The sequence below is a fragment of the Deltaproteobacteria bacterium genome (assembly GCA_016874755.1).
Taxonomy (GTDB): Bacteria; Desulfobacterota; Binatia; order UBA9968; family UBA9968; genus DP-20.
On record VGTH01000017.1, the window covers coordinates 85,122 to 105,905 of the forward strand.

Sequence of the window (20,784 nt, forward strand, 5' to 3'; positions counted from 1 at the left end):
CTAGTGAGCGGCGAAATCCGCTGCAGTAACCGTGAAAAATCTATTTGCGCTGAGATACCAAACCGGTCAACAGCGCGCCCAAACCAAGCAGAAGCAGAGCAGACGGCTCTGCAACCCGCTGCAGAAACCCTCGGATTTCGCCGCCTGGAAATTGGCTTGAATGAATATTGAAATAAGCTTGGCCGCTCGCAAGTCCTGCGGCCAAGGCAGCTTCGGCTCCAGCACCAGTGCCACCATTGTTGGTCAAAAATGCAGGCCGGTATGTCGTCGTTGCTTCCGTGTTTAAGGTGTTTTGATAAGTTCCAGAAGTGACTCCTAATGGAAACCCCGGCAACGCGCCTACCCCAGGAACCGCGACAGCCACATTTCCTGGAGGGGCTACACAGCAATGAATATGCGCATCGCTGGTGTTCGCCACCAATCCACTAAAGCTCGCCTGGATAAAAAGGGTATTGGCATCAGTGTCGATGATGACAACCGCATTGCCCGTACCCGGCGAGTTGTTCGATGGGTTTTCCGCAGCGCCGGTGAGGTTCACCGCATATCTGATTGGCACCGCAAGGCCTGTCGAGGCACTCAGCATAAGAGCTGCTAAAACAAGCGGGGTAATTAGTCGTTTCATAGGCAGTCCTCCTCCAGGTTGTTTCTTCAGACGGGGCCAATCCTAGTTGCGACAGGATGTGATTGTCAAACAAATTGTAAATAGGCCTCAGCAAAATTTTTAACACTCGATCGGAGGATCATACGGAAATCCCCGATCGAGTCTGTAAGATTTATTGACAAGTAAGAGCAGCCGACAAGAATCCTTTTTAAGTCGGACTGCTTGACCGCTCGCTGGCGCCATACTAAAGATCAGCAGAATTTACTTAGCCAAATTGAGAGGACTTACAATTATGGTTGCACCCAATCTCAAACGTGCCGGTAACGAGCTTGGCGCTAGAACGACATATGAACTATTTCTCGAGCGCGAGGGCATTCCTGCTCTTGGCGGTTTTCACATCGAGGACATCAATAAGGTGGACCTCGCACGGTGGCCGCGTGTCGACGGGCGCGGTGTGTATTTGAACCTCGAAGGATCCGAAGGCGTGAACAATTGTTACATCTGCGAGATCGCGCCCGGGAAAGCGCTCGCGCCGCAAAAGCACATGTTCGAGACACTCTTGTTTGTCGTCAGCGGCCATGGCGCCACGACCATCTGGCAGGAGGGTGGCAAGAAACAAACGTTTGAGTGGGGCGAAGGCGCGCTGTTCTCGCCGCCGCTCAACGCGACCTACCAGCACTTCAACGGCGCCGGCGACAAACCGGTGCGGCTGTTGGCAATGACCAATGCGCCGACGGTGTTGAACCTCTACCACAACATCGATTTTGTTTTTAATTGCGACTACAAATTCAGTGACCGCTACGCTGGCGAGGAAGATTTTTTCAGCGGCAACGCGAAAATTCCCGGCGAGGGTTTTCACGACACCAATTTCATTCGCGACGTGCGCAGCTATGAGCTGCCCGAGCGCAAAGACCGCGGCGCCGGCGGCAAAATGTTGATGATCGAGATGTCTAACAACGTCATGTCGGCGCATATCTCGCAGTTTCCAGTCGGCACCTACAAAAAAGCCCACCGCCACGGCGCCGGCGCCCACGTGATTATTCTCAAGGGCGAAGGTTTCTCGGTAATGTGGAAAGAGGGCGACGACATCAAGCGCTACAACTGGCGCGCCGGCAGCTTGATGGTGCCACCCGAGCGCTGGTTCCACCAACATTTCAACGTCGGCCGCGAGCCGGCGCGCTATTTGGCGCTGAAGCCGTTTAGCAGCCGCAAATTCCCCGGCTTGAGAAAGCAATGGGGCACTTCGGAAAGCGTCAAGAACGGCGGCGACCAGATCGAGTACGAGGATGAGGATCCGCGCATTCGGCAGATGTTCGAAGAGCAAGCCGCCAAGCGCGGTGTCGTAAGCCAGATGACCGGCGTGTACAAGGCGGCATAGACGATGTTCCGATTCGGATTGCCTCGCGCAAAGGCGCAAAGGCCGCAAAGTTCGGAAAAAAACTATTCTTACCTTTGCGTCCTTCGCGTCCTTTGCGCGAGGCAATTTCTGCGGCTGCTCATCTTCTTCTTAATCGCACTTTACCCACTCACCCACACCGCAGAGGCCGCCGATAAAGTCCGCATCGCGGTGACCAATCTTAACATGTCGTTCCTCCCGACCGGTGTCGCATTGCGGCGTGGCTTCTTTCGCGACGAAGGGCTCGACGTTGAGATTATCCGCATGAACACGCCGAATACGCTCGCCGCCATGACCACCGGCGACGTCGGCTATACGCTGTTGTTCGGCTCGGTCGTTCGCGCCGCGCTGCGCGGTTTGCCGATTCGCGCGCTGGCGAGCCTACTCGACAGCCCGACCTACGCCCTGATCGCGCGGCCGGAATATAAGTCGCTCAAAGATCTCAAAGGCAAAACCATCGGCATCGCCAACTTTGGCGGCACGGACGAAGTGCTATCACGCATGTGGTTCCGCAACGCCGGCATCGACGCCGACAAAGAAGTCAAGTATCTCGCCCTCGGTCCCGATCGCGCCCGACTCGCGGCGCTCAAAGAAAACATCGTCCAAGTGTCGATCATTTCGCCACCGGGGGACACGCTTGGTAGCCAGATGGGCTTTCACGTGCTGACCCGCGCGCACGAGCAGTTCAACTTTCCCTTCATCGGCATCGGGACGAATTTGAAAGCGCTCAAAGAGCGACCGCAGGAGGTAAGAAAGGTCGTCAAATCGCTGGTGCGCGCCAACCGTTTCATCCGCGACGACAAAGAAGGCGCGGTGCGCGTGCTGGCCGATTGGGCGAGACTCGAGCGCGAGCACGCCGTGGCCTCCTGGGAGTCGACGTGGAAAGTCTTCAGCGCCGACGGCACGATTCCGGCGGACGGTCTGCGCCTGGTCTTGGACCAAGCCAAGGCGGAAATGAAACTGGCGAAGGAACTGCCGCTGAGCGAAATCGTCGACCCGGCGCCGCTGCAAGACGCGCAGCGGGAGCTGGGGATAAGAAAGTAAGATTCACCACGGAGTACGGGGGCACAGAGTCCGGATTAGAACAACCACGAAACACACGAAATACGTGAAAGGTTTCGAATTTATTTTCGTGTGTTTCGTGTATTTCGTGGTTACTCCTAATCCGAACTCCGTGTCCTCCGTGCCACTGTGGTGAATCAGGAGCATCTATGACCGAAGAACAACAATTACGCGAACTGGACGAGCGGCTGCGCAAGCTCAGCGTCGATGGACTCTGGTCGCAGCCTTCTGAGGCCGACAAGGCGACCTACAGTAAAGATCCGCACACCACTGTGCTACCGCATGTCTGGAAGTGGCCGGAGATGTACGACGCGATTCAAACCGTCGCCAACATGCACGGCCTCGACGGCAAAGCGGAGCGGCGCGTCTTGCGCCTGATCAATCCTGCTTACTTGAACAACACCAATCGGCGCCAACGCACGACGACGCACACGATGTTAATGACGCTACAGCTCTTGAAGCCCGGCGAGATCGCCCACGACCATCGCCACAATTTCGCTGCGTTCCGATTTATCTTAAAGGGCAGCGGCGCCTACACCGTCGTCGAAGGTGAGAAGATTCCCATGGAAGCGGGCGATTTGATTCTCACACCGTCGATGACGTGGCACGGCCATCGCAACGGCAATGAAGCCGTGGTGTGGTTGGATGGCTTGGACAATCCCCTGCTGTTCCTGCTGCAGTCAATTACCTGGGAGGCCCATTCAGATCGCATGCAGCCGATGAAAAACGAAGCGGAGCACACCGCGCCGCGGCTTGGCATGACACGCGCGACCTGGGAGGCGACAAACGACAGGCCCAGCTACAACCTGCACTACAAATGGAGTGACACTTACGCGAATCTAAAGCGTCTCAGCGCCGGCCCGTGCAGTCCTTACGATGGTGTTTCTCTGGAATATGTCAACCCTGAGGGCGGCCACACAATGCCAACCATGTCCTGCGGCATTCAAATGCTGCGCCCCGGTGAAGTGACCAAGACGCACCGGCACAACTACAGCACCGTCTACCACGCTTTTCGCGGCAACGGCACGATGATCGTCAACGGCGAAAAATTTGAATGGGAACAGGGCGACTGCTTCGTCCTGCCGCTTTGGGCGTGGCACAGCCACCAGAATCGTTCGAAGAGCGACGATGCGATTCTGTTTTCCGTCAGCGATCGGCCGGTGATGGAGGCGTTGAAGCTGTTTCGCGAAGAACCCGGCGAGGGATAGCTCTACCAAAGTAGTGTAGGTCGGGTTAGCGCAGCGCAACCCGACAAGTCACGCCCAAAGTCTACGAATCGGAATGTTGGGTCACGCTCACGCTAACCCACATATTCGGCCCGCCTGTCCTGAGGTTTTTATCGGGAGCAACCGATTTAACGTGTTCGCCTTCAGCGGTTTGAACTCGTTTAGGACAAGATTCTCGGTCCAAACAACTTCACCGCATTGTCCCAGAGAATTGTCCGCTTTGCATCGGCCGACGTGATCTGTGCGTCAAACATCGGCAGAGCCTTGGCGGGTTCAACGGCGTCGGCATGCGGATAATCTGTGTTCCAGACGATGTTTTCGCCGTTCAGTTCGCTCACTACAAAGTTGAGGGCTCGCTCGTCGCTATCGCAGGAAATCGTGCACTGGCGCATGAAATATTCGCTCGGCAGCATGCAGAGCCTTTCCGACTTACCCATGACGCTGTTGCGGCCGTGCGTATGATCGTCCATGCGGCCGAGCCAAAACGGCAGCCAGCCGGCGTTCGATTCGAGAATCGCCAAACGTAGTTTCGGAAACCGTTCGAGCAGGCCGGTGAAGATAAAGTGGCCGAGGGTCGCCATGTTGTCGCACGGAAAACCAAGCGCATGATTCAAGCCGCGCAGCGCCAGCTCCATGTCGTCTTTGCGATGGCCTTCCAATTTTCGAAACGGCTGGAAGCGGCGCTGACGATTTTCACCGTGGCAGGCGATGGGAAAATCGAGCTCGCAGGCAAGCTGCCAGAGCGGGTCGTACTGCGGCTCGTGCAGCCACTTGCCCTCGGGCAGGTAAGGATTGCGCACCGAAACCGCGCCCAACTCGGTGACAGCGCGGCGCGCTTCTTTAACCATCTCACCGACATCGGAGCCCGGCAGCACGGCGACAAACTTGAGCCGCTTGGGGTCGGCGCTGCAATACTCATGGCACCAATTGTTGTAAGCCCGGCACATGGCAGCGCCGAGCTGCAAGTCTTTGAGCGCCACACGATAGGCGAAGTTGCCGTTGTTGCCGGTCGGCAAGAGCACTTGGATATCCCATCCAAACTGATCCATGTCGCGCAGGCGAATGGCCGGCGACCACCATTGCCGGTAGGCTTCGCCATATTTTTCTTCCATCGCCCGCCGGGCGCTCTCAGGCGGCGCCGCTTGGATCTCGCCCTTGCCGATGAATTCCCCATCGGGCTCGTACACCATGATGTTGCCATCCATAAAGGCAACTTTGGGGACCTGATCGCGGTATTTAGCCTCGACATTGCGCGTCCAAAGATCCTGCGGCTCGTGCATGTGCCCGTCGGCGTCGATAACGTTGAATCCGTTCCACATCGCGACCTCCAGAATACCGGATTCGGATCAATTAACCGCAGAGAGCGCAAAGAACGCAAAAGTTCCGAAATCTCATCTTTGCGGCCTTTGCGTCTTTGCGCGAGTTTTTTCAGATCAGTCTACGGCCACTAACTTGCCACTCTGGTGCTCGACCGTTTTCCCGGTCATCTCCATGCCCGCTTGCGCGGCGAGGACAAAGCCGTTGCCCAGTGAATCCGGCGCCGGCAAGCGCTGGCGCGCTTCCTCAGGTGCGTCCTCGGTCGCAATCGCTTGCTTGGGACTGAAGGCAACGACGCAGACGTTCCACTCGCGCTCTTCCTCGGCCATGTATTTCGTAAAGGTGCGGATCGCGTCTTTGCTGACGACGTAGGGCGACGCGCCGTGGTTCTCCGGGCGCCCGCCGCCCCAGAGATTGACGATATTCCCCGAGCGCCGCTCCTCCATAAATGGCACAACGTACTTGGAACAGAGAAACGTGCCGCCAAGATTCGTTTGAATCACGCTGTTCCAAAAATCGTAACTGAGATTTCTCACCCGCGGCCACTTCGGAATGCCCCAGTTGAAATGGGGCACGATGCCGGCGTCGTTGATCAACGCGTCGATTTGGCCGAAGCGCGTGGCCGTTTCGTGCATCAATCGGCGCACGTCTTTTTCATCGCGCACGTCAGTCGGCACGGCCAGCACTTCGGCGCCCAATCCTTTGATTTCCCCTGACGTTTTGTGCAGCCGCTCGGCATCGGCGTCGGCCAACACGACCTTCGCGCCCGCCTTTGCCAGTGTATGCGCCGCGTGACGGCCGATGCCCTTGGCGCCGCCTGTAACGATGACTACTCTTCCCTGCATGATATAAGCCTCCTAATTTAATGTTTCAAAAATCTCGGGCAAAATCTTTATTGCGTAGTTGCGCAATTGCGCAACTATGCAAGTATCAGCTTTCGTCCGGCTCACCGTCGGCGCCGCTTTCGATCATTTCTTCAAAATCATCAGGCAGCGGCTCACCAGTTTCATCGGCCATCGTCTTACCCATCTCTTTAGCCCAGCGCGCCATCGCCTTGGGATCGTCCATGTCGCCCAGCTGACTCAAATCGGCGATATCTTCAATGGATCGCTTGGACCGCGCCCGTGCGGGGCGCGAGATTAACTTGCGCAGTTTTTTACCGCCGCATCGGGTGCATTCTGGCTCGTTCGAGTCAGCCACGACGCCAACGAGACAAGAGAAGGGTTTCTTACAGTCAAGACAAAGGTACTCGTAAATCGGCATCTCCACGCGCTCCCAGTTCTCGTCGAGCAGTCGGCCGAAAAACTCTTCGGAGCCCTTCGACTGAGCTCCGGGCGCACGGATCGGAGGTGGAATCTTTGCAGAAAGTCCGTTCATGCTGAGCTTGTCGAAGCATTCTTACGAGTTTTCAGCAGCCCGCAGCGATATTTCCCCTCAGAGCTTAAGCGGGCGCGATGAATCGCGGCCCTTGCTACGCCGGATCTCTCTGCTTTCCGCTCTCTCGGCGTCTCCCTACTTTCGCCAGCTGTGCACTGGCTGCCAACCCAGCAACTCCTTGGCGCGCGTGTTCGAATAGACGCCTGCGCTGCCGGTCAGCGCGCGCGCTTTGTCGCCTATCGCCGGTTTGACACGCGGATAGAAATCGCACAGCGGCTCGGCGATGGTGCTGTCGTCGGCAACGGCGAACATGATCGTGCCGCCGCGCAGCGGCCGTTTGACGGCTAAACCAAACGCCACTGCCAAATCGCGCGCGTCGACGTAGCTGTAAGCCTGAAACCCGGACGGCTTGCGGCCGCCGGATTTGCTCATCTCTTCGAGCTCATCGGGTGTCACCACGCCGCTCGGCCTAAGGCTGACAGTCACCAATCCCTTCAGCGCGTAGGAGCGCGCGATCGTCTCGCCGATCTCTTTCGACAAGCCGTACACATCCACCGGGCGGAGCGGATGGTTTTCATCAATCGGCAAATAGTCGGGCATGAAGTCTTCGCTGTAGCTCCAGCCCACTATCGCATTGCTACTCGCGGAAACGACCCGTTTCACACCGAGGCGAAAGGCGGCGTGATGGACATTGAACGTGCCGATCACGTTGGTCTCATAAACCAAGCGGGTCGTCGCGATGTTGGGATTGTGAATCGCAGCAAGATGAATCACCGCATCGGCGCCGTGCATCGCTTCCATCACTTGGCCAAGGTCCTGAATATCGCCGATGAGATATTTCACCGCGCCGCGCTCGGGCCCAGGGATTTGGTCGAGCACCGTAACTTGATGCGAAGCACTGACCAACTCCTGAACGAGATAGCGGCCAATTTTGCCTTGTCCACCGGTGACGAGAATCTTCATGGCTTTGTGGCTGTATTCTTTACCTCCCTTTGAAAAAGGGGGGTAGGGGGGATTTTCGTCGTCGCGAAAAAAACAAATCCCCCTCGATCCCCCCTTTTCCAAAGGGGGAAGCAACGCACTTCGTGCATCGATACGGTCTCGGCATTTCTACAGGCTGTAGAGAGCGCGCGGATTGTCGCTGACAATCTTCGCCGCAACGGCTGGGGTCAACCGTGCGTCGCTGCAGACACCGTTCAACGCGCCCAGCTCCGTCGCGCTATCGGCATGGCCGTAGTCGGTGCCGACGACGAGGTTATCGTCGCCCGCGGCTTGAATGATGTAGGGCAGATCGTCGCTGGTTTCGACGCCGACGTAGAAGCGGCTGTCGCGCAGCAGGTTCTTCGTGTCTAGCGTGCGGCCTTGCAGTTTGTAGCGCTTGTCGAGGTCGGTCATCACATAGGGCAGCCACTGGGCGCTGACTTCGAGAAAAGCGATTTTCAGCTTGGGAAAGCGTTCGGGAATCTTGTCCATGATGAGATTGTGAAACGCCCCGACGATGACCAATTTAAATTTGGCAAAGCCGATGGTCTCATACTTGTAATAATCGAAGAGTGCCGTGCTGCCGGTGGCGGAATGGATGCAGATCGGCAAGTCCAAGCGGCTCGACGCGTCATAGAGCGGAAAGAAATAGCTGTCGCTCAACAGTTTTTCGCATTCCGAACCGCGGGAAAAGATGCCCACCGCGCCGTTTTCTTTGGCGAACTTGGCCTCTTCGTAGACCTTGTCCATGCTGAACAGTGGCAGTACGGCGACCCAGCGCAGCCGTTCTTTGGCTTGCTTCCAGATGTCGGCCATCCAGCGGTTGTAACTGCGGGCGAGGGCGAGCTCGATTTCTGGACGCTGCGTCAGCGGAATGATGAAGACCGTTGGGGAAATCACTTGAATGTCGACGCCCAGCTCGTCCATGTGTTTGAGCCGCGCGTTAACGTCGCGCAGCTCGCGCGACGCCATCGGCGTGTTCTTGCCGACGTTGCGCGATTTCAAGCGCAGCGTGCCGTCGACCAACCAGTACTCGTCATTAGACGAGCCGTCGTTGGGGCCCACCACTTGCGGGCGAAACTTGCGTTCCGCACCGTCCATGTATTCCCAGGTTTTCTCGGTCTCCAGCACGTGCGCATCGGCGTCGATTTTGATCATAGGAGTTTCTCCGACAAAAGGGTTGACTGCTGCGGTTCTCATAACACCCGCTAAAGTACCGCGTCAATGATTCTCCTTGACAGCACCCCGTTGTGTGATAGGTAGCGGGCACAGTCCTGGATTCTGCTGAAGACCCAAGAATGCTTCGACAGGCTCAGCATGAACGGATTTTTCATGAGCGATTGCAACTCCGATTCCGTTCGTCCTGAGCCTGTCGAAGGACTCCGGATGGGTTTTTCGGCAGAATCTGATTATCCACGGGACTAATTTCCCTTCGGGTGTTTTTCGCCATGCAAAGTTTCGAACTTGCCGAACCGCACACGCTCGAAGAAGCGTGCCGCCTCTTGAGCGATGACAGTGACGCCAAAGTAGTCGCCGGCGGCACCGCCCTGCTGAATCTCATCAAGCACGGCATCTTCATCCCAAAGACTCTGGTCAATTTAAAAAAGGTGAGCGCCGCCGGCGCCATCGCGTACAATGAAAACACCGGACTCAAGATCGGCGCACTGGCAACTATTTTCGACGTCGAGTCCGACCCGCTCGTACGGCAGTATTATCCCGCGCTGGCAGAGGCCTGCCATCTGGTCGCTAACATTCGTATCCGCAACATGGCGACCATCGGCGGCAACTTGGCGCATGGCGACTATCAGTCCGATCCGCCGACTATTTTGGTCGCCCTCGATGCCAGCGTCGAGCTGATGCGCAAAGGCGGCACACGCCTGGTGAAACTCGCCGATTTCTTGCTCGGCAGCTATGAGACGGCGTTGGAGCCAGGAGAATTGGTGTCGGCGCTGCTGGTTCCGCCGCTTGTCGGCTGGCGCAGCACCTATGTCAAATTTACCACCGGCTCGTCGGAAGAACGGCCCGCCGCGGGGATCGCCGCGCTGGCGCGTATGGAAAATGGCAGTTGCCGCGATCTACGCTTGGTTGTCGGCGCCGTTTCGCCCCGCCCGGTGCGCATTTTTCAAGCAGAGGAGATGGCCAAAGGAAAAGAACTCACTCCCGCTCTGCTGGCCGACATCGGCGCCGAAGCGAGCCGGACGGTGGATCCCATCGATGATTTGCGCGGCCCGGCCGACTACAAGCGTCATCTTGTCGGAGTGCTCGCGCGGCGCGCCTGCGGCGCAGTCACCCAAGCTTGAGAGAGAGTCATCGTCGTGGCTGTCATTGGCACTGACGTAACCATGGTAGGCGGGCGCGCCAAAGTAACCGGCGCGGTGAACTACACGCCCGACCTCGAATTTCCTCGCATGCTCCATGCCAAGGCGCTGCGCAGCCCCTACCCGCACGCCAATCTGCTGCGCGTCGACACCGGCAAAGCGCTCAAACTTACGGGAGTCATCGCCATCGTCACGCGCGACGATCTTGCGGGACTCAATCCCTATTTCGGCCCGGTGGTCGACGATCAACCGGTGGTGGCCACCGAGCGCGTGCGCCACGTCGGCGAAGTGGTCGCGCTGGTGGCGGCCGAATCGCGTGAGATCGCCGAAGAGGCGCTTGGCTTGATCGAAGTCGATTACCAAGAATTGCCCGCGGTGTTCGATATTTTCGCCGCCGTGAAACCGGACGCGCCGGTGCTGCACGCGCAGCGTCACGAAACCACCGCCGGGGTGCATCGCGAAGAATTTAACTTTCAAGTCGGCGGCAATATTTGCAGCGTCTACCGCTGCGAAGACGGCGATATCAAAAAGGGCTTCGCTGAAGCCGACGAAATCTTCGAAAACACTTACACGCTGCCGCCGGTGCAGCATGGCCACATCGAGCCGCACGCAGCGACGGCATACTGGGAGCCGAGCGGGAAGCTGGTGCTTTATTCTGCGAGCCAAAACCCCTCCGGCGTCCAAGAACAGCTGGCGCAAATTTTCAAACTGCCCGAGAACCAAGTTCGCGTCATCGTGCCGCTCGTCGGCGGCGGCTACGGCGGCAAAACCCACGCGCGCCTGGAGCCGGCACTGGCGCTGCTGGCGCGCAAAGCGCGCCGCCCGGTGCAGTGGGTGCTGACGCGCGACGAAGTTTTTCTTACTGGCCGGCGCTACGGCGCACTAGTCAAGATCAAAACCGGCTTCAAGCGCGACGGCACCATCGTCGCGCGCCAGGTCGAAGCCTTTTATGAAATCGGCGCCTACGCGCTCAACGGCCCGGTCAACGCCAAGACCGGCTGCTACGTCTCGAGCGGGCCCTATAATATTCCCAACCGCAGTCTGACCACCTACTCCGTCTACGCCAATTTACCGCCCACCGGCCCTTACCGCGGCGTTGGCGTGTCCCACGTTTGTTGGGCCTACGAGTCGGAGATGGACGACATCGCACGGCGGCTGAATATCGATCCACTCGAATTGCGCTTACGACATCTGGTCCGCGAAGGCGACCTCTTCGTCACCGGCGAAAATCTGGTTTCCGTCGGCATCACCGATTGTCTGCGCAACACGGCACAGGCGATCGGCTGGCAAGGCAAACAAGAACAAGCGGCACCGGCAAGCGGAAAAACACTGGTGCGTGGCAAAGGGCTTGCCGTAACGATCAAAAGCACGACGACACCGACAACCTCGTCCGCTAACGTGCGCTTGAACGCCGACGGCTCGGCGGTGCTCCTCACCAGCAGCGTCGAGATGGGTCAGGGGCTGCTCACTTCGGCGGCGCAAATCGTCGCCGATGAATTGGGCTTGGGTTTCGACAAAGTCACGGTCAGTTCGCCCGATACCGAGATTACGCCCTACGACAAGTCGACCAGCTCGAGCCGCACGACGTTTCACATGGGCCAGGCAGCGCAAAAAGCCGCGCGTGAGATCAAGAATCAACTGCTCGAAGTCGCCGCGAAGAAGCTCGAAGCCCGCGCCGAAGATTTGGAGCTGCGCGACGGCGCGGTCGCCGTGCGCGGCGTGCCGGACAAGAAGATCTCCATCGCCGATATCTTCAAAGCGCGCTTCGGCTCCACCGTCGGCAGCATGTTCGGCGGCCATTGCTTCAAATCCGACGGCGGCCTGGATCCGAAAACCGGCAAGGGCAAAGCCGCGGCTTTCTGGTTTTTCTCCGCCTGCGGTGCCGAAGTTGAAGTGGATGTTGAAACCGGCAAGGTGCGCGTCTTAAACACCGTCACCGCCGTCGACGCCGGCAAAGCGATCCATCCGCGCCAGTGCGGCATGCAGAACGAAGGCTCGCTGCTCTCCGGCATGGGCTCGGCGCTGTTCGAAGAAATGGTTTACGACAACGGCCAGCCGATCAACAGCAACTTTTTGGAGTACATGCTGCCGTCTCTGGAAGATCATCCGGGCGGCTTTCGCTCGATCATCGTCGAGACGCCGCATCCCGATGGTCCCTACGGCGCCAAGGGCGTCGGCGAAGCGGCGCTGCCGCCGGTGGCGCCGGCTATCGGCAACGCGATTGCCAACGCGCTCGGCGGCGCGCGCGTGAGAGACTTGCCGATCAAGCCGGATAAGATTATCGCCGCGCTCAATGCTTTGAAGGAGAAACCCTAGCGTGGACATTGCTATCTCAACGACGATCAACGGCCGCGTCCATGATCTCAGCGTAAGACCAAACCAGACGCTGCTCGATTTGCTGCGCGATGATTTGTCGCTTAAAGGCTCGGTCGAAGGCTGCGGCGCCGGCGTCTGCGGCTCCTGCACGGTATTAGTCGATGGTCGCCCGGTGAGTTCCTGTCTAATGCTTGCGACCAATGCCGCAGGGAAAAAGATCACGACCATCGAAGGGCTCAGCCAAGACGGCAAGCTCGACCCGGTGCAAGAGGCGTTTCTCAAACACCAGGCGTTTCAATGCGGCTACTGCACGCCGGGCATGATCATGGCGGTGAAGGGCTTGCTGCTCAACAATCCGCATCCGACCGAAGAACAAGCGCGCGACTATCTATCGGGGAATCTGTGCCGCTGTGGCACCTACGTCGAAGTGCTCGCGGCGGTGAAGGAGTTGGCGACCGGCTGAAGCCGGTCGCGTTCAAAAGTTCAAGGTTGTCAACTCGGTTCTGGGTTTAATCGTTTTCAAACAGAAACAAATTGGAGGATCTGCCATGGCTTCTCCCGTTCGCATTTACGCTGGCACCCAAGAAGGTTTGTTTGTCTGGCGCGCGCAGAGCGGCGGTTGGGAAACCGTTAATGTCGCGTTCAAGACCGGCACCATCGATGGCATCGATGGCTTGCGGCGCAAGCCCAATGTGGTTTTTCTTTGCGTCACCCAGGATGGTCTCTATCGCACCGATGACGCCGGCAAAAGCTGGCGCCGGGTTTTCGAAGGCAACGTGCGCACCGTTACCGTCGACCCGACCAACGAAGAAGTGATCTACTGCGGCGTCGAGCCGATTCACCTCTATCGAAGCGAAGATGGCGGCAAGAGTTGGGAAGAATTAACCGGCGTGCAAGCGCTGCCGGCGGAAGTAAAGAAAAACTGGAGCTACCCGCGCCCACCGCACCGCGAGCATGTGCGCCACGTTTTCGTTCACCCAGACGATCCGAACATTCTGCATGTCTGTCTGGAACATGGCGGCATCATCCGCAGCTTCGACCGCGGCACGACTTGGCAGGACGTCAGCCGCGGCATCGATTATCTCGACATTCATCATTTGAGCAGCGCACCAGGACGCAAAGATCTTTTTTTCGTCGCCACCGCGCGCGGCTTTTTCAAAAGCACTGATCCAAGTAACGGCTGGCAGCGCGCCGAGAATGGTTTCACCCGCGACTACTTTCACGATTTCGTCTTTTTGCCGGGAAATCCCGGCGCCATGCTGGTGGCGACGGCGGATAAATCGCCCGGCTATTGGGACCGCCCCGAGCGCGCCCAGGGCGCGGTCTTTCGCAGCCGCAACCAGGCCGAGAGCTGGGAGCGCGTCGGCGTCGGCCAGTGGCTGCCCAACGATATGAAACAGATGGTCTGGGCGCTGGCACAGCACCCCGAAGACCCATCGATCGTCTACGCCGGCCTGGGCGCCGTGTCGCGCGGCCGCTCGGCGGACGCCAGCCAAAAAGGCGAAGGCGATATCCTCGTCAGCGAAGACCAGGGGGACAGCTGGGAGAGATTGCCGTTGGATTTGCCGGCCGATCGCGTGCTCTGGATCGCCGCGGAATGATTTGGATTATTCACCACGGAGACACGCAGAGCGCGGAGTTCGGAAAGGGTCTATTTTGAAATCCTAACTCTGTGCCCTCTGTGCCGTTGTGGTGAGTCTTTGTTAGGCTCGAGCGGAGGAGTCATGAAGTTTCTTTTCACCTCGCTGTTGATCTTTGTATGCTTGGCTTCCACTTTGTCTGCCCAATCGCCAGAGCTCATTCAAGCCGCCAAAAAAGAAGGTGAAGTCGTCGTCTTCGGCTCGCTGGAAAACGACGTCGCGGCGGCGATTAACAATGGCTTCGAGGCCAAGTACGGCATCAAGCCGAAATATTTTCGCGGCTCGTCGACGGTGATCATCGACCGCATCACTACCGAACATCGCACCGGAAAGATCAGCTCAGACGTGGTTTACACCACCGCCGAGCCGATGAAATTCATCAATCGAGAAAAGGGATTGCTGACCCGCTACCTTTCGCCTTCGGCCAAGAATTACGAGAAAAAACTGATCGACGATTTCTTTGGCCCCAACTATCGCAGCGTCATCATTGGCTTCATCTTCAACAAAAGTATGATCAAGCCCGAGGACATGCCGAAATCCTACGAAGATATCGTCAACCCGAAGTGGAAGGGCAAGATCGCCATGGGCAATCCGACGCTGCACGACACGACCATCGACTGGCTGGCGAGCCTGCATCACGTGTTTGGCTCGCAGCAAAAGGCCAATGACTGGATCAAGCGCTTGGCGGCCCTGGAGCCGCTGCTGCTCGATTCCATGGTCCCTGTAGGCGAGCGCGTCGCCTCGGGTGAAGTGCCGATGGGCGTTGCCTATCCCAAGTACGTCCAAGTCTGGGGCAAAAAAGGCGCGCCCCTCGACTACGTCAAAGGCCTGCCGGTTTACTTGGGTGACGGCAACTACATAGGCCTGACAACAAAAGCCCCCAACCCCAACGCGGCGAAGCTTTTCATCGACTACTTCCTCGGCGAGGAAAGCTCGCAGATCATGGCCAGCGCCGGCGAGTTCGTTAATCGCCAAGGCATCTACCCGCCGATGCCCGGCGCCGAGCAGGTGGTCGCGAAATTTGTGCAGATGAACGCCATGAGCGCCGACGAATACCGCCAGAAAAAAGAGGAGTACCGGCAGATTTTCAAGCGCTAGACGAGCACATCGACAACGGCGGTTTCGCAACTCGCTCTAACCATTTTTCTTTACGAAGGATACCCATGAGCAAGCCCGTTTGTACTTTTGGTTTTCTCTGCGCCGTCATTCTGCTGGTCATCTCTCCCCTTTACTCTGCGCAGACGCCACTAAAATCCCGCGCTGCCTACACCGTGATCTCCGGCATTCTCACGCCCATCTGGCTGGCGGCTGAAGAGCGCGCGTTTCAAAAATACAATCTCGACATCGAATTGGTCTTCATTTCCGGCTCGCCGGTTACGCTTCGCTCCCTCGTCGCCGGAGAAATCGACTTCGCCGCGCCGGGCGCCGAACCGGCCGTCAGCGCCATCTTGGGCGGCGCGGACTTGTCGATCGTCGCCTTCGTCGCCAACCGCACACCGATTAGCCTCTATGTCGAACCGGCGATTGCAAAAGTCGAAGAGCTCAAAGGCAAAACCGTCGCTCTTACCAGCTTTGCGTCGAGCGGCGCGTATTTGCTCAAGGTCTGTTTGGGCGAAGTGCGGCTGGAACAGCGCAAGGACGTTCAGGTCACCCAGTCCGGCGGCTATGTCGAATCGCTCGCGGCCTTGCAGTCCGGACGTGTGCAGGGCGCCATGTTGGCCCCGCCCATCAGTTACCGGGCAGAAGCTTTGGGCTTCAAAAAAATCTGGAGCGGCCTCGGCGTTGAATACCCCTCAACAACCATCGCGGTGAGAAAGTCCTACCTGACGAAATCGCCAGAGCCGGTCGGACAGTTTCTCCAGGCCATCGCTGACGGGGTACATCTATTCAAGACCGACCGCGAAAAAGCGCTCAAGGTGATGGCGCAATACACCAAGCTGAAAGATCGGACCATTCTGGAGAAAACCTACGCCGACAACAAAGACGTTCATAACCAAATGCTGCTGCCAACGGAGTCCGGGATAAGAACTATCCTCGAAGTGCTCGCACCAGTAAATCCGAAGGCCGCCGGGGCCAAACCGGAAGCTTTCATCGATGCCGGTCCGTTGAAAAGATTAGAGGAGCGTGGCTTCTTCAAAAAGTTTTCGAGCTAATCCCATTTGCATTGGTGCGACCCGACTCTGCCGCCTTTGCGCGAAACCGTATCCTTGGTACTATCGAAAACTGTATTAGGGCGACATGGATGAAAAAGATCTCGAAAGTTGGGGTTTTGCCGCACTATCGGTTGGAATTGGAGTTTGATCTTTTCATGCCTGAGACTAGCCGTTTTTTTGGTATCGTGATCAAAATGTTTTCAATGATCGCAACCCGCCGCACTTTCACGCAGAATATGGGAGTGCGGTTGCGCTCATAGACATCCAAACCTTGTCGGTGTTCTCAGGTTATCTTCCGCCGCGGGTACTGGGACTTGTAATTGAATGGGCAACATTGCACCGACAAGAACTTCTCGCAGACTGAGAAAGGGCCCGTGCACGTGAGGAGCTGAAAAAGATCGCGCCGCGCGAATGATGACAACCGCAGCTATCGCCCTTGATCTATTGCCCTGGAGACCAAACTCATGCTCCTGCTTGTTTCGTTGGTTTTGCTATCGCTAGCATGCACTCCGGTTTACGCCCAGGAAAAAATCCGCGTCGGCTTGGGCTCCATCAGTTTACAATCCGGTCTGGTGCACATCGGCAAGGACCGCGGGTTGTTCGCCAAGTACGGGCTGACGACGGAGAGCATCTACATTCCTGGCGGCTCGACCAACGTGCAAGTGCTGGTCTCGGGCAATCTCGATCTGTCGCAGCTCTCCGGCGCGCCCGGGGTGGCGGCGAATCTCGAAGGGGCAGACATCGTCTACTTCGCCGGTTTGCTCGATAGACTGAACTATCAGCTCATCGCCCGGCCGGACATAAAGAACATCGAACAATTGAAAGGCAAAAAATTCGCGGTCAGCCGCTACGGTTCTTCCGCCGATTTCGGCATGCGTGCCATGCTCAAGCGCGTCGGCGTCGATCCAGTGAAAGAGGCGACGATCTTGCAAATCGGCGACGAGCCGGCGCGCATCGCCGCAATCACGTCCGGCAACGTCGACGGCACGGTGGTCAACGCGCCTTTTGGCACCGAAGCGGAGCGCTTGAAGCTCAGCGTCCTCGCCGACTCGGTCAAAATGAATATTCCCTTCTTCAACACCGGCCTCTTGGGCAGCAAGCGATACTTAGACCGGCAGGACGCCAAGGTGATGAACTTCCTGCGCGCCTACTTGGAAGCGATTAAAGTTTTCAAGGCCGAGCGCGACTACTCGATCAAAGCGCTGGGCCAGTTCACTCGCGTGCAAAACGTCAAGGCGCTGCAGGACGGCTATGATTATTTCGTCACTCAGCTACCCAACGTCCCCTATCCGTCCGCCGAAGCAATGCAAGCGGTCGTCGCGCAGATCGCCGAGACCAACCCGCGGGCGCGCGGCATCGACGCGAAGAGTTATGTCACTGATCGCTACCTGAAACGGTTAGAAGAAGAAGGGTTCGTCAAAAGACTCTGGGGGAAATAAATTGTTTCGTTCAACAGTTCAAAAGTTCAACGTTCAACGTCGGGGACGCAGAAGTGGAAACCTTAGGCTTCATCGGTCTTGGCACCATCGGCGGCACCATCGCCAATAACTTGCGCAGTGCGGGCTATCCGCTGATCGTGCACGACATCCGCCCCGAAGCGGGGCAGCGGCTCGTTGAGGCCGGCGCGCAACGCGGCGAATCGGCGGGCGATGTTGCCCAGCGCTGCAAAACCGTTTTGACGTCTTTACCGAGCCCGCGGGAGGTCGAGGAAGTCGCGCTGGGCGCGGACGGATTGATCCAAGGCATCCGTGCCGGCAGCCTCTACATCGATCTGACCAGCAGTCATCCGGATCTCATCCGGCGCATCGACGCTGAGTTTCAATCGCGCGGCGCGCAGGTGCTCGACGCGCCGCTGATTGTCGGTGCCAAAGGCATCGCCAATAAAAGCGTGCAGATATTAGCCTCTGGTGAACCAGCCGCCTTCGAAACTGCGCGACCGATTTTCGAAGCCTTCGGCGACACGCTGGTCTACACCGGCGCCCTAGGCACCGGCACGGTCATCAAGCTGGCGCACAACTTAGTCCGCCGCGGCATCGGCCTGGCGATCGGCGAAGGCATTGTCTTGGGCGCCAAAGCCGGCGCCGATCCTGAGCTGCTCTGGAAATGCATGCACTGGGGGTTGGACGTGCAATTACAACAAATGGCCAAGACGCTGCCGGAAACAGTGTTTACCGGCGACTTCGAGAAACCATCGGGCTTCAACATCGCGCTCGCGCGCAAGGATGTGGGTTTGGCCACCGAGCTAGGCCGCCAGCAGAATGTGCCGATGCCCATCGCGGCACTGGTGGAGCAGATTATGACCCAAGCGATCGGCCGCGGCTGGGGTGCTCAGAGCACGCTCTCGCTATTTCGCTTGCAGGAAGAAGCGGCCGCAATCGCGGTGCGTAAATCGGGGGGAATGGACGCGGAATAACTCACCACGAAGGACCTTGCGCGGCGTAGCCGCAACCAAGCGCTCCGGAGCATTCACCACGGAGGACACGGAGATCACAGAGGCAAGAAAGAGGCATTCGGAAATTGTTCACAAAGCTTCTTTGCTCTGTCTTCTTCTCCGTGCTCTCTGTGCGCTCCGTGGTGCATTGTCCGAGAGTTTTCGCAAGCCGGCAAATTTTCAACTATATTGGCACGAAGAGCACAAAGGTAAGAGAAGATAATACCGTAGACTTTCTTTCCGAACTTCGTGTCCGGAGCCTGTGGCGAGCAAGTCGAACCACGCGCTTCGTGGTGCGTGTTCCGAGAAACTTGTTGGAGGTTTTATGGAACAACTCATCCGGTTGGCGTTCTTCTTATTTCTGCTCGCCTTATGGGTCGTGTCGCCGCCACCGCCGGCATATTCTCAAGCCGATTTCTACAAGGGCAAAACCATCAAGATCGTCCGCGGCGGCGGGCCGGGCGGATCGGGGGAGTTCCAGACCCGGGCGCTGGTCAAATTTCTCGAAAAATATATTCCCGGCAGGCCGCACATCGCCGTTGAGTTCATCGAGGGCGCGGCGGGACGCAAAGCGGCGAATGTTATTTACAGCACGACCAAGCCGGATGGCTTGACCATCGGCTCCATCGGCGCGGGACTCGTCGTCGGACCGATCTTGAGTCTACCGGGCAGCAGCTACGATCTCGACAAATTCATTTACCTCGGCTCCACCGACAGCGGCGATCCCTATGTGTTTTACACAAAGGCTGAATTAGGGCTGGACAATATCAACAAAGTGCGCGGCGCTAGCGGGCTGCGGTTCGGTGCCCACGCGGTGGGCCATCCGGTCCATGTCACGGGACGGATCATTGCGCACTTGCTGGGGCTCAAAGATCCTAGATTTGTCACCGGCTTCACCGGTCCGGAAATTTATATCGCGATCTCTCGCGGTGAGCTCGATGCCCACGCCACGGGAGCGGCCCGCTTCGTCATCGAGCAGGCCGAGTGGATCGAGAAAAAACAGGTCCATCTCCACGCGACACTGACGGTTCCCAAAGGCCGGCACCATGCGACGTTCGCCAAGCTGCCGGACTTCGACAGCTTCGCCAAGACCGACATCGATCGCAAGCTGCTCGACATGTTCCGCGCCTTTCAATATCCGCGCTGGCCCTACATCTTTCCTCCCGGCACGCCCAACGACCGCGTGCAGATCATCCGCGAAGCGATGCGCAAGTCCTTCGCCGATCCGGAATTTCCCGTCGAATTCAAAAAGCTGATGGGCGACGGCCCGGCGCCGATGGGCGGCGAAGAGCTGGAGCGCGCGATCAAAGAGCTGCCGCGCGATAAGGAAGTAGTACAGCTGTATCAGAAACTTGCCGGCGCCGACCCGCTGCCGGCGCGGTGAATCGGCTTGTGAGACTCCGATGGCTCTGCGCCGCTGAAGCAAATTCTCTAGCTTCGGGGGTTCGGGAGTTTCGGGGGTTCAGCGGGGTTCGGGGTCGGACCAGGGCAACTTATCGAATCCGCTTTTGAAACGGTTTGAACCGAGCCCTTCGACAGGTCTCAGGACAGGCTCCGCGATTGAACGGCTGGAACGGTTTGAATCCAACCATTGTCGGTCGGAAGCCATCGCGGTCGGCAGCTTGAGTTTTGTTAATGGTGCGAAGAGGGAACTCGGATTCAAAGTGGCGCATCGCGAAGTGGCGCGCTGGAAGGGAGCTGTGCGCTTGGTGAAGAAAGCGAAGCTTACGGGCTTAATTTTGGGCGTAAAAGTGAGGCTCTAAGCCTAGAAAACACCCGATTTTAGAACGAAAATCCCGAAGCTACGGCAACTTAGCTTGGTCCGACCCGGCCCCTGACTTGCGACAGCACCAGCATGATCTTGACCAGGACTTGGGCCGAGTCGTGTTGCCCAACGCTTTGGATCGAAAATATCCGAACGCAGGCAAAGAATGGGCATGGCAGTGGGTTTTTCCCGCAACACGAT

Annotated in this window: 19 protein-coding genes and 1 pseudogene; 14 read left to right on the forward strand and 6 right to left on the reverse strand. The window is 57.8% G+C overall.

Annotated features, from left to right (window positions below; translation table 11 throughout):
• Positions 1-40: 40 nt before the first annotated feature.
• Positions 41-622: a CHRD domain-containing protein gene (locus tag FJ145_12450; GenBank protein ID MBM4262225.1), complete on the reverse strand. Its 582-nt coding sequence runs from the start codon at positions 620-622 to the stop codon at positions 41-43.
• A 271-nt stretch (positions 623-893) separates the two neighbouring features.
• Here FJ145_12450 and FJ145_12455 point away from each other — a divergent pair, with 271 nt between their 5' ends.
• The 3 genes from FJ145_12455 (at position 894) to FJ145_12465 (ending at position 4,267) form a co-directional block, all read left to right on the forward strand.
• Positions 894-1,979 carry a cupin domain-containing protein gene (locus tag FJ145_12455; GenBank protein ID MBM4262226.1) on the forward strand — a complete coding sequence of 362 codons (1,086 nt, stop codon included), beginning with the start codon at positions 894-896 and terminating at the stop codon, positions 1,977-1,979.
• 3 nt (positions 1,980-1,982) lie between these two features.
• The gene (locus tag FJ145_12460) at positions 1,983-3,041 is read left to right on the forward strand and encodes an ABC transporter substrate-binding protein (protein ID MBM4262227.1); all 1,059 of its coding nucleotides are present in this window, start codon (positions 1,983-1,985) and stop codon (positions 3,039-3,041) included.
• Between the two features lie 167 nt (positions 3,042-3,208).
• A complete protein-coding gene (locus FJ145_12465) occupies positions 3,209-4,267 on the forward strand; it encodes a cupin domain-containing protein (GenBank protein MBM4262228.1) in 1,059 nt (352 codons plus the stop codon).
• 179 nt (positions 4,268-4,446) lie between these two features.
• Here FJ145_12465 and FJ145_12470 read toward each other — a convergent pair whose 3' ends face one another.
• The 5 genes from FJ145_12470 to FJ145_12490 form a co-directional block, all read right to left on the reverse strand.
• Complete coding sequence (locus FJ145_12470) at positions 4,447-5,604, reverse strand: amidohydrolase (protein MBM4262229.1); 1,158 nt, start codon at positions 5,602-5,604, stop codon at positions 4,447-4,449.
• Positions 5,605-5,718: 114 nt separating this feature from the next.
• Positions 5,719-6,447, reverse strand: a complete 729-nt coding sequence (locus tag FJ145_12475; GenBank protein MBM4262230.1) for an SDR family oxidoreductase — start codon at positions 6,445-6,447, stop codon at positions 5,719-5,721.
• 85 nt (positions 6,448-6,532) lie between these two features.
• Positions 6,533-6,865: a zinc ribbon domain-containing protein gene (locus FJ145_12480; GenBank protein MBM4262231.1), complete on the reverse strand. Its 333-nt coding sequence runs from the start codon at positions 6,863-6,865 to the stop codon at positions 6,533-6,535.
• A 249-nt stretch (positions 6,866-7,114) separates the two neighbouring features.
• On the reverse strand, positions 7,115-7,942 hold the full coding sequence (locus FJ145_12485; GenBank protein MBM4262232.1) for an NAD(P)-dependent oxidoreductase: 828 nt from the start codon (positions 7,940-7,942) through the stop codon (positions 7,115-7,117).
• Positions 7,943-8,089: 147 nt separating this feature from the next.
• Positions 8,090-9,160: an amidohydrolase gene (locus FJ145_12490; protein ID MBM4262233.1), complete on the reverse strand. Its 1,071-nt coding sequence runs from the start codon at positions 9,158-9,160 to the stop codon at positions 8,090-8,092.
• Positions 9,161-9,408: 248 nt separating this feature from the next.
• Between FJ145_12490 and FJ145_12495 the strand changes: the two genes are divergently transcribed.
• The 11 genes and pseudogenes from FJ145_12495 to FJ145_12545 form a co-directional block, all read left to right on the forward strand.
• Positions 9,409-10,260 (forward strand): xanthine dehydrogenase family protein subunit M, encoded by an 852-nt coding sequence (locus FJ145_12495; GenBank protein MBM4262234.1) that lies wholly within the window; start codon positions 9,409-9,411, stop codon positions 10,258-10,260.
• Between the two features lie 15 nt (positions 10,261-10,275).
• On the forward strand, positions 10,276-12,594 hold the full coding sequence (locus FJ145_12500) for a xanthine dehydrogenase family protein molybdopterin-binding subunit (protein ID MBM4262235.1): 2,319 nt from the start codon (positions 10,276-10,278) through the stop codon (positions 12,592-12,594).
• 1 nt (position 12,595) lies between these two features.
• The gene (locus FJ145_12505) at positions 12,596-13,057 is read left to right on the forward strand and encodes a (2Fe-2S)-binding protein (protein ID MBM4262236.1); all 462 of its coding nucleotides are present in this window, start codon (positions 12,596-12,598) and stop codon (positions 13,055-13,057) included.
• Positions 13,058-13,142: 85 nt separating this feature from the next.
• Positions 13,143-14,195, forward strand: a complete 1,053-nt coding sequence (locus FJ145_12510) for a hypothetical protein (GenBank protein ID MBM4262237.1) — start codon at positions 13,143-13,145, stop codon at positions 14,193-14,195.
• Positions 14,196-14,318: 123 nt separating this feature from the next.
• Complete coding sequence (locus FJ145_12515; protein MBM4262238.1) at positions 14,319-15,332, forward strand: extracellular solute-binding protein; 1,014 nt, start codon at positions 14,319-14,321, stop codon at positions 15,330-15,332.
• Between the two features lie 65 nt (positions 15,333-15,397).
• Complete coding sequence (locus FJ145_12520; protein MBM4262239.1) at positions 15,398-16,387, forward strand: ABC transporter substrate-binding protein; 990 nt, start codon at positions 15,398-15,400, stop codon at positions 16,385-16,387.
• A gap of 155 nt (positions 16,388-16,542) precedes the next feature.
• A pseudogene (locus FJ145_12525) lies at positions 16,543-16,751 on the forward strand (DUF4160 domain-containing protein).
• Between the two features lie 100 nt (positions 16,752-16,851).
• On the forward strand, positions 16,852-17,826 hold the full coding sequence (locus FJ145_12530) for an ABC transporter substrate-binding protein (GenBank protein ID MBM4262240.1): 975 nt from the start codon (positions 16,852-16,854) through the stop codon (positions 17,824-17,826).
• Positions 17,827-17,879: 53 nt separating this feature from the next.
• Positions 17,880-18,800, forward strand: coding sequence for an NAD(P)-dependent oxidoreductase (locus tag FJ145_12535; GenBank protein MBM4262241.1), 921 nt, complete (start codon positions 17,880-17,882; stop codon positions 18,798-18,800).
• 343 nt (positions 18,801-19,143) lie between these two features.
• A complete protein-coding gene (locus FJ145_12540) occupies positions 19,144-20,202 on the forward strand; it encodes a hypothetical protein (protein ID MBM4262242.1) in 1,059 nt (352 codons plus the stop codon).
• A 455-nt stretch (positions 20,203-20,657) separates the two neighbouring features.
• A partial coding sequence (locus tag FJ145_12545) for an integron integrase (protein MBM4262243.1) occupies positions 20,658-20,784 on the forward strand: 127 nt, incomplete at its 3' end.

Bases quoted from the DNA above. Each gene is read 5' to 3' on its own strand.
- FJ145_12450 (MBM4262225.1), bottom strand. From the start codon at position 622: ATGAAACGACTAATTACCCCGCTTGTTTTAGCAGCTCTTATGCTGAGT.
- FJ145_12455 (MBM4262226.1), top strand. From the start codon at position 894: ATGGTTGCACCCAATCTCAAACGTGCCGGTAACGAGCTTGGCGCTAGA.
- FJ145_12460 (MBM4262227.1), top strand. From the start codon at position 1,983: ATGTTCCGATTCGGATTGCCTCGCGCAAAGGCGCAAAGGCCGCAAAGT.
- FJ145_12465 (MBM4262228.1), top strand. From the start codon at position 3,209: ATGACCGAAGAACAACAATTACGCGAACTGGACGAGCGGCTGCGCAAG.
- FJ145_12470 (MBM4262229.1), bottom strand. From the start codon at position 5,604: ATGTGGAACGGATTCAACGTTATCGACGCCGACGGGCACATGCACGAG.
- FJ145_12475 (MBM4262230.1), bottom strand. From the start codon at position 6,447: ATGCAGGGAAGAGTAGTCATCGTTACAGGCGGCGCCAAGGGCATCGGC.
- FJ145_12480 (MBM4262231.1), bottom strand. From the start codon at position 6,865: ATGCCGATTTACGAGTACCTTTGTCTTGACTGTAAGAAACCCTTCTCT.
- FJ145_12485 (MBM4262232.1), bottom strand. From the start codon at position 7,942: ATGAAGATTCTCGTCACCGGTGGACAAGGCAAAATTGGCCGCTATCTC.
- FJ145_12490 (MBM4262233.1), bottom strand. From the start codon at position 9,160: ATGAGAACCGCAGCAGTCAACCCTTTTGTCGGAGAAACTCCTATGATC.
- FJ145_12495 (MBM4262234.1), top strand. From the start codon at position 9,409: ATGCAAAGTTTCGAACTTGCCGAACCGCACACGCTCGAAGAAGCGTGC.
- FJ145_12510 (MBM4262237.1), top strand. From the start codon at position 13,143: ATGGCTTCTCCCGTTCGCATTTACGCTGGCACCCAAGAAGGTTTGTTT.
- FJ145_12515 (MBM4262238.1), top strand. From the start codon at position 14,319: ATGAAGTTTCTTTTCACCTCGCTGTTGATCTTTGTATGCTTGGCTTCC.
- FJ145_12520 (MBM4262239.1), top strand. From the start codon at position 15,398: ATGAGCAAGCCCGTTTGTACTTTTGGTTTTCTCTGCGCCGTCATTCTG.
- FJ145_12530 (MBM4262240.1), top strand. From the start codon at position 16,852: ATGCTCCTGCTTGTTTCGTTGGTTTTGCTATCGCTAGCATGCACTCCG.
- FJ145_12540 (MBM4262242.1), top strand. From the start codon at position 19,144: ATGGAACAACTCATCCGGTTGGCGTTCTTCTTATTTCTGCTCGCCTTA.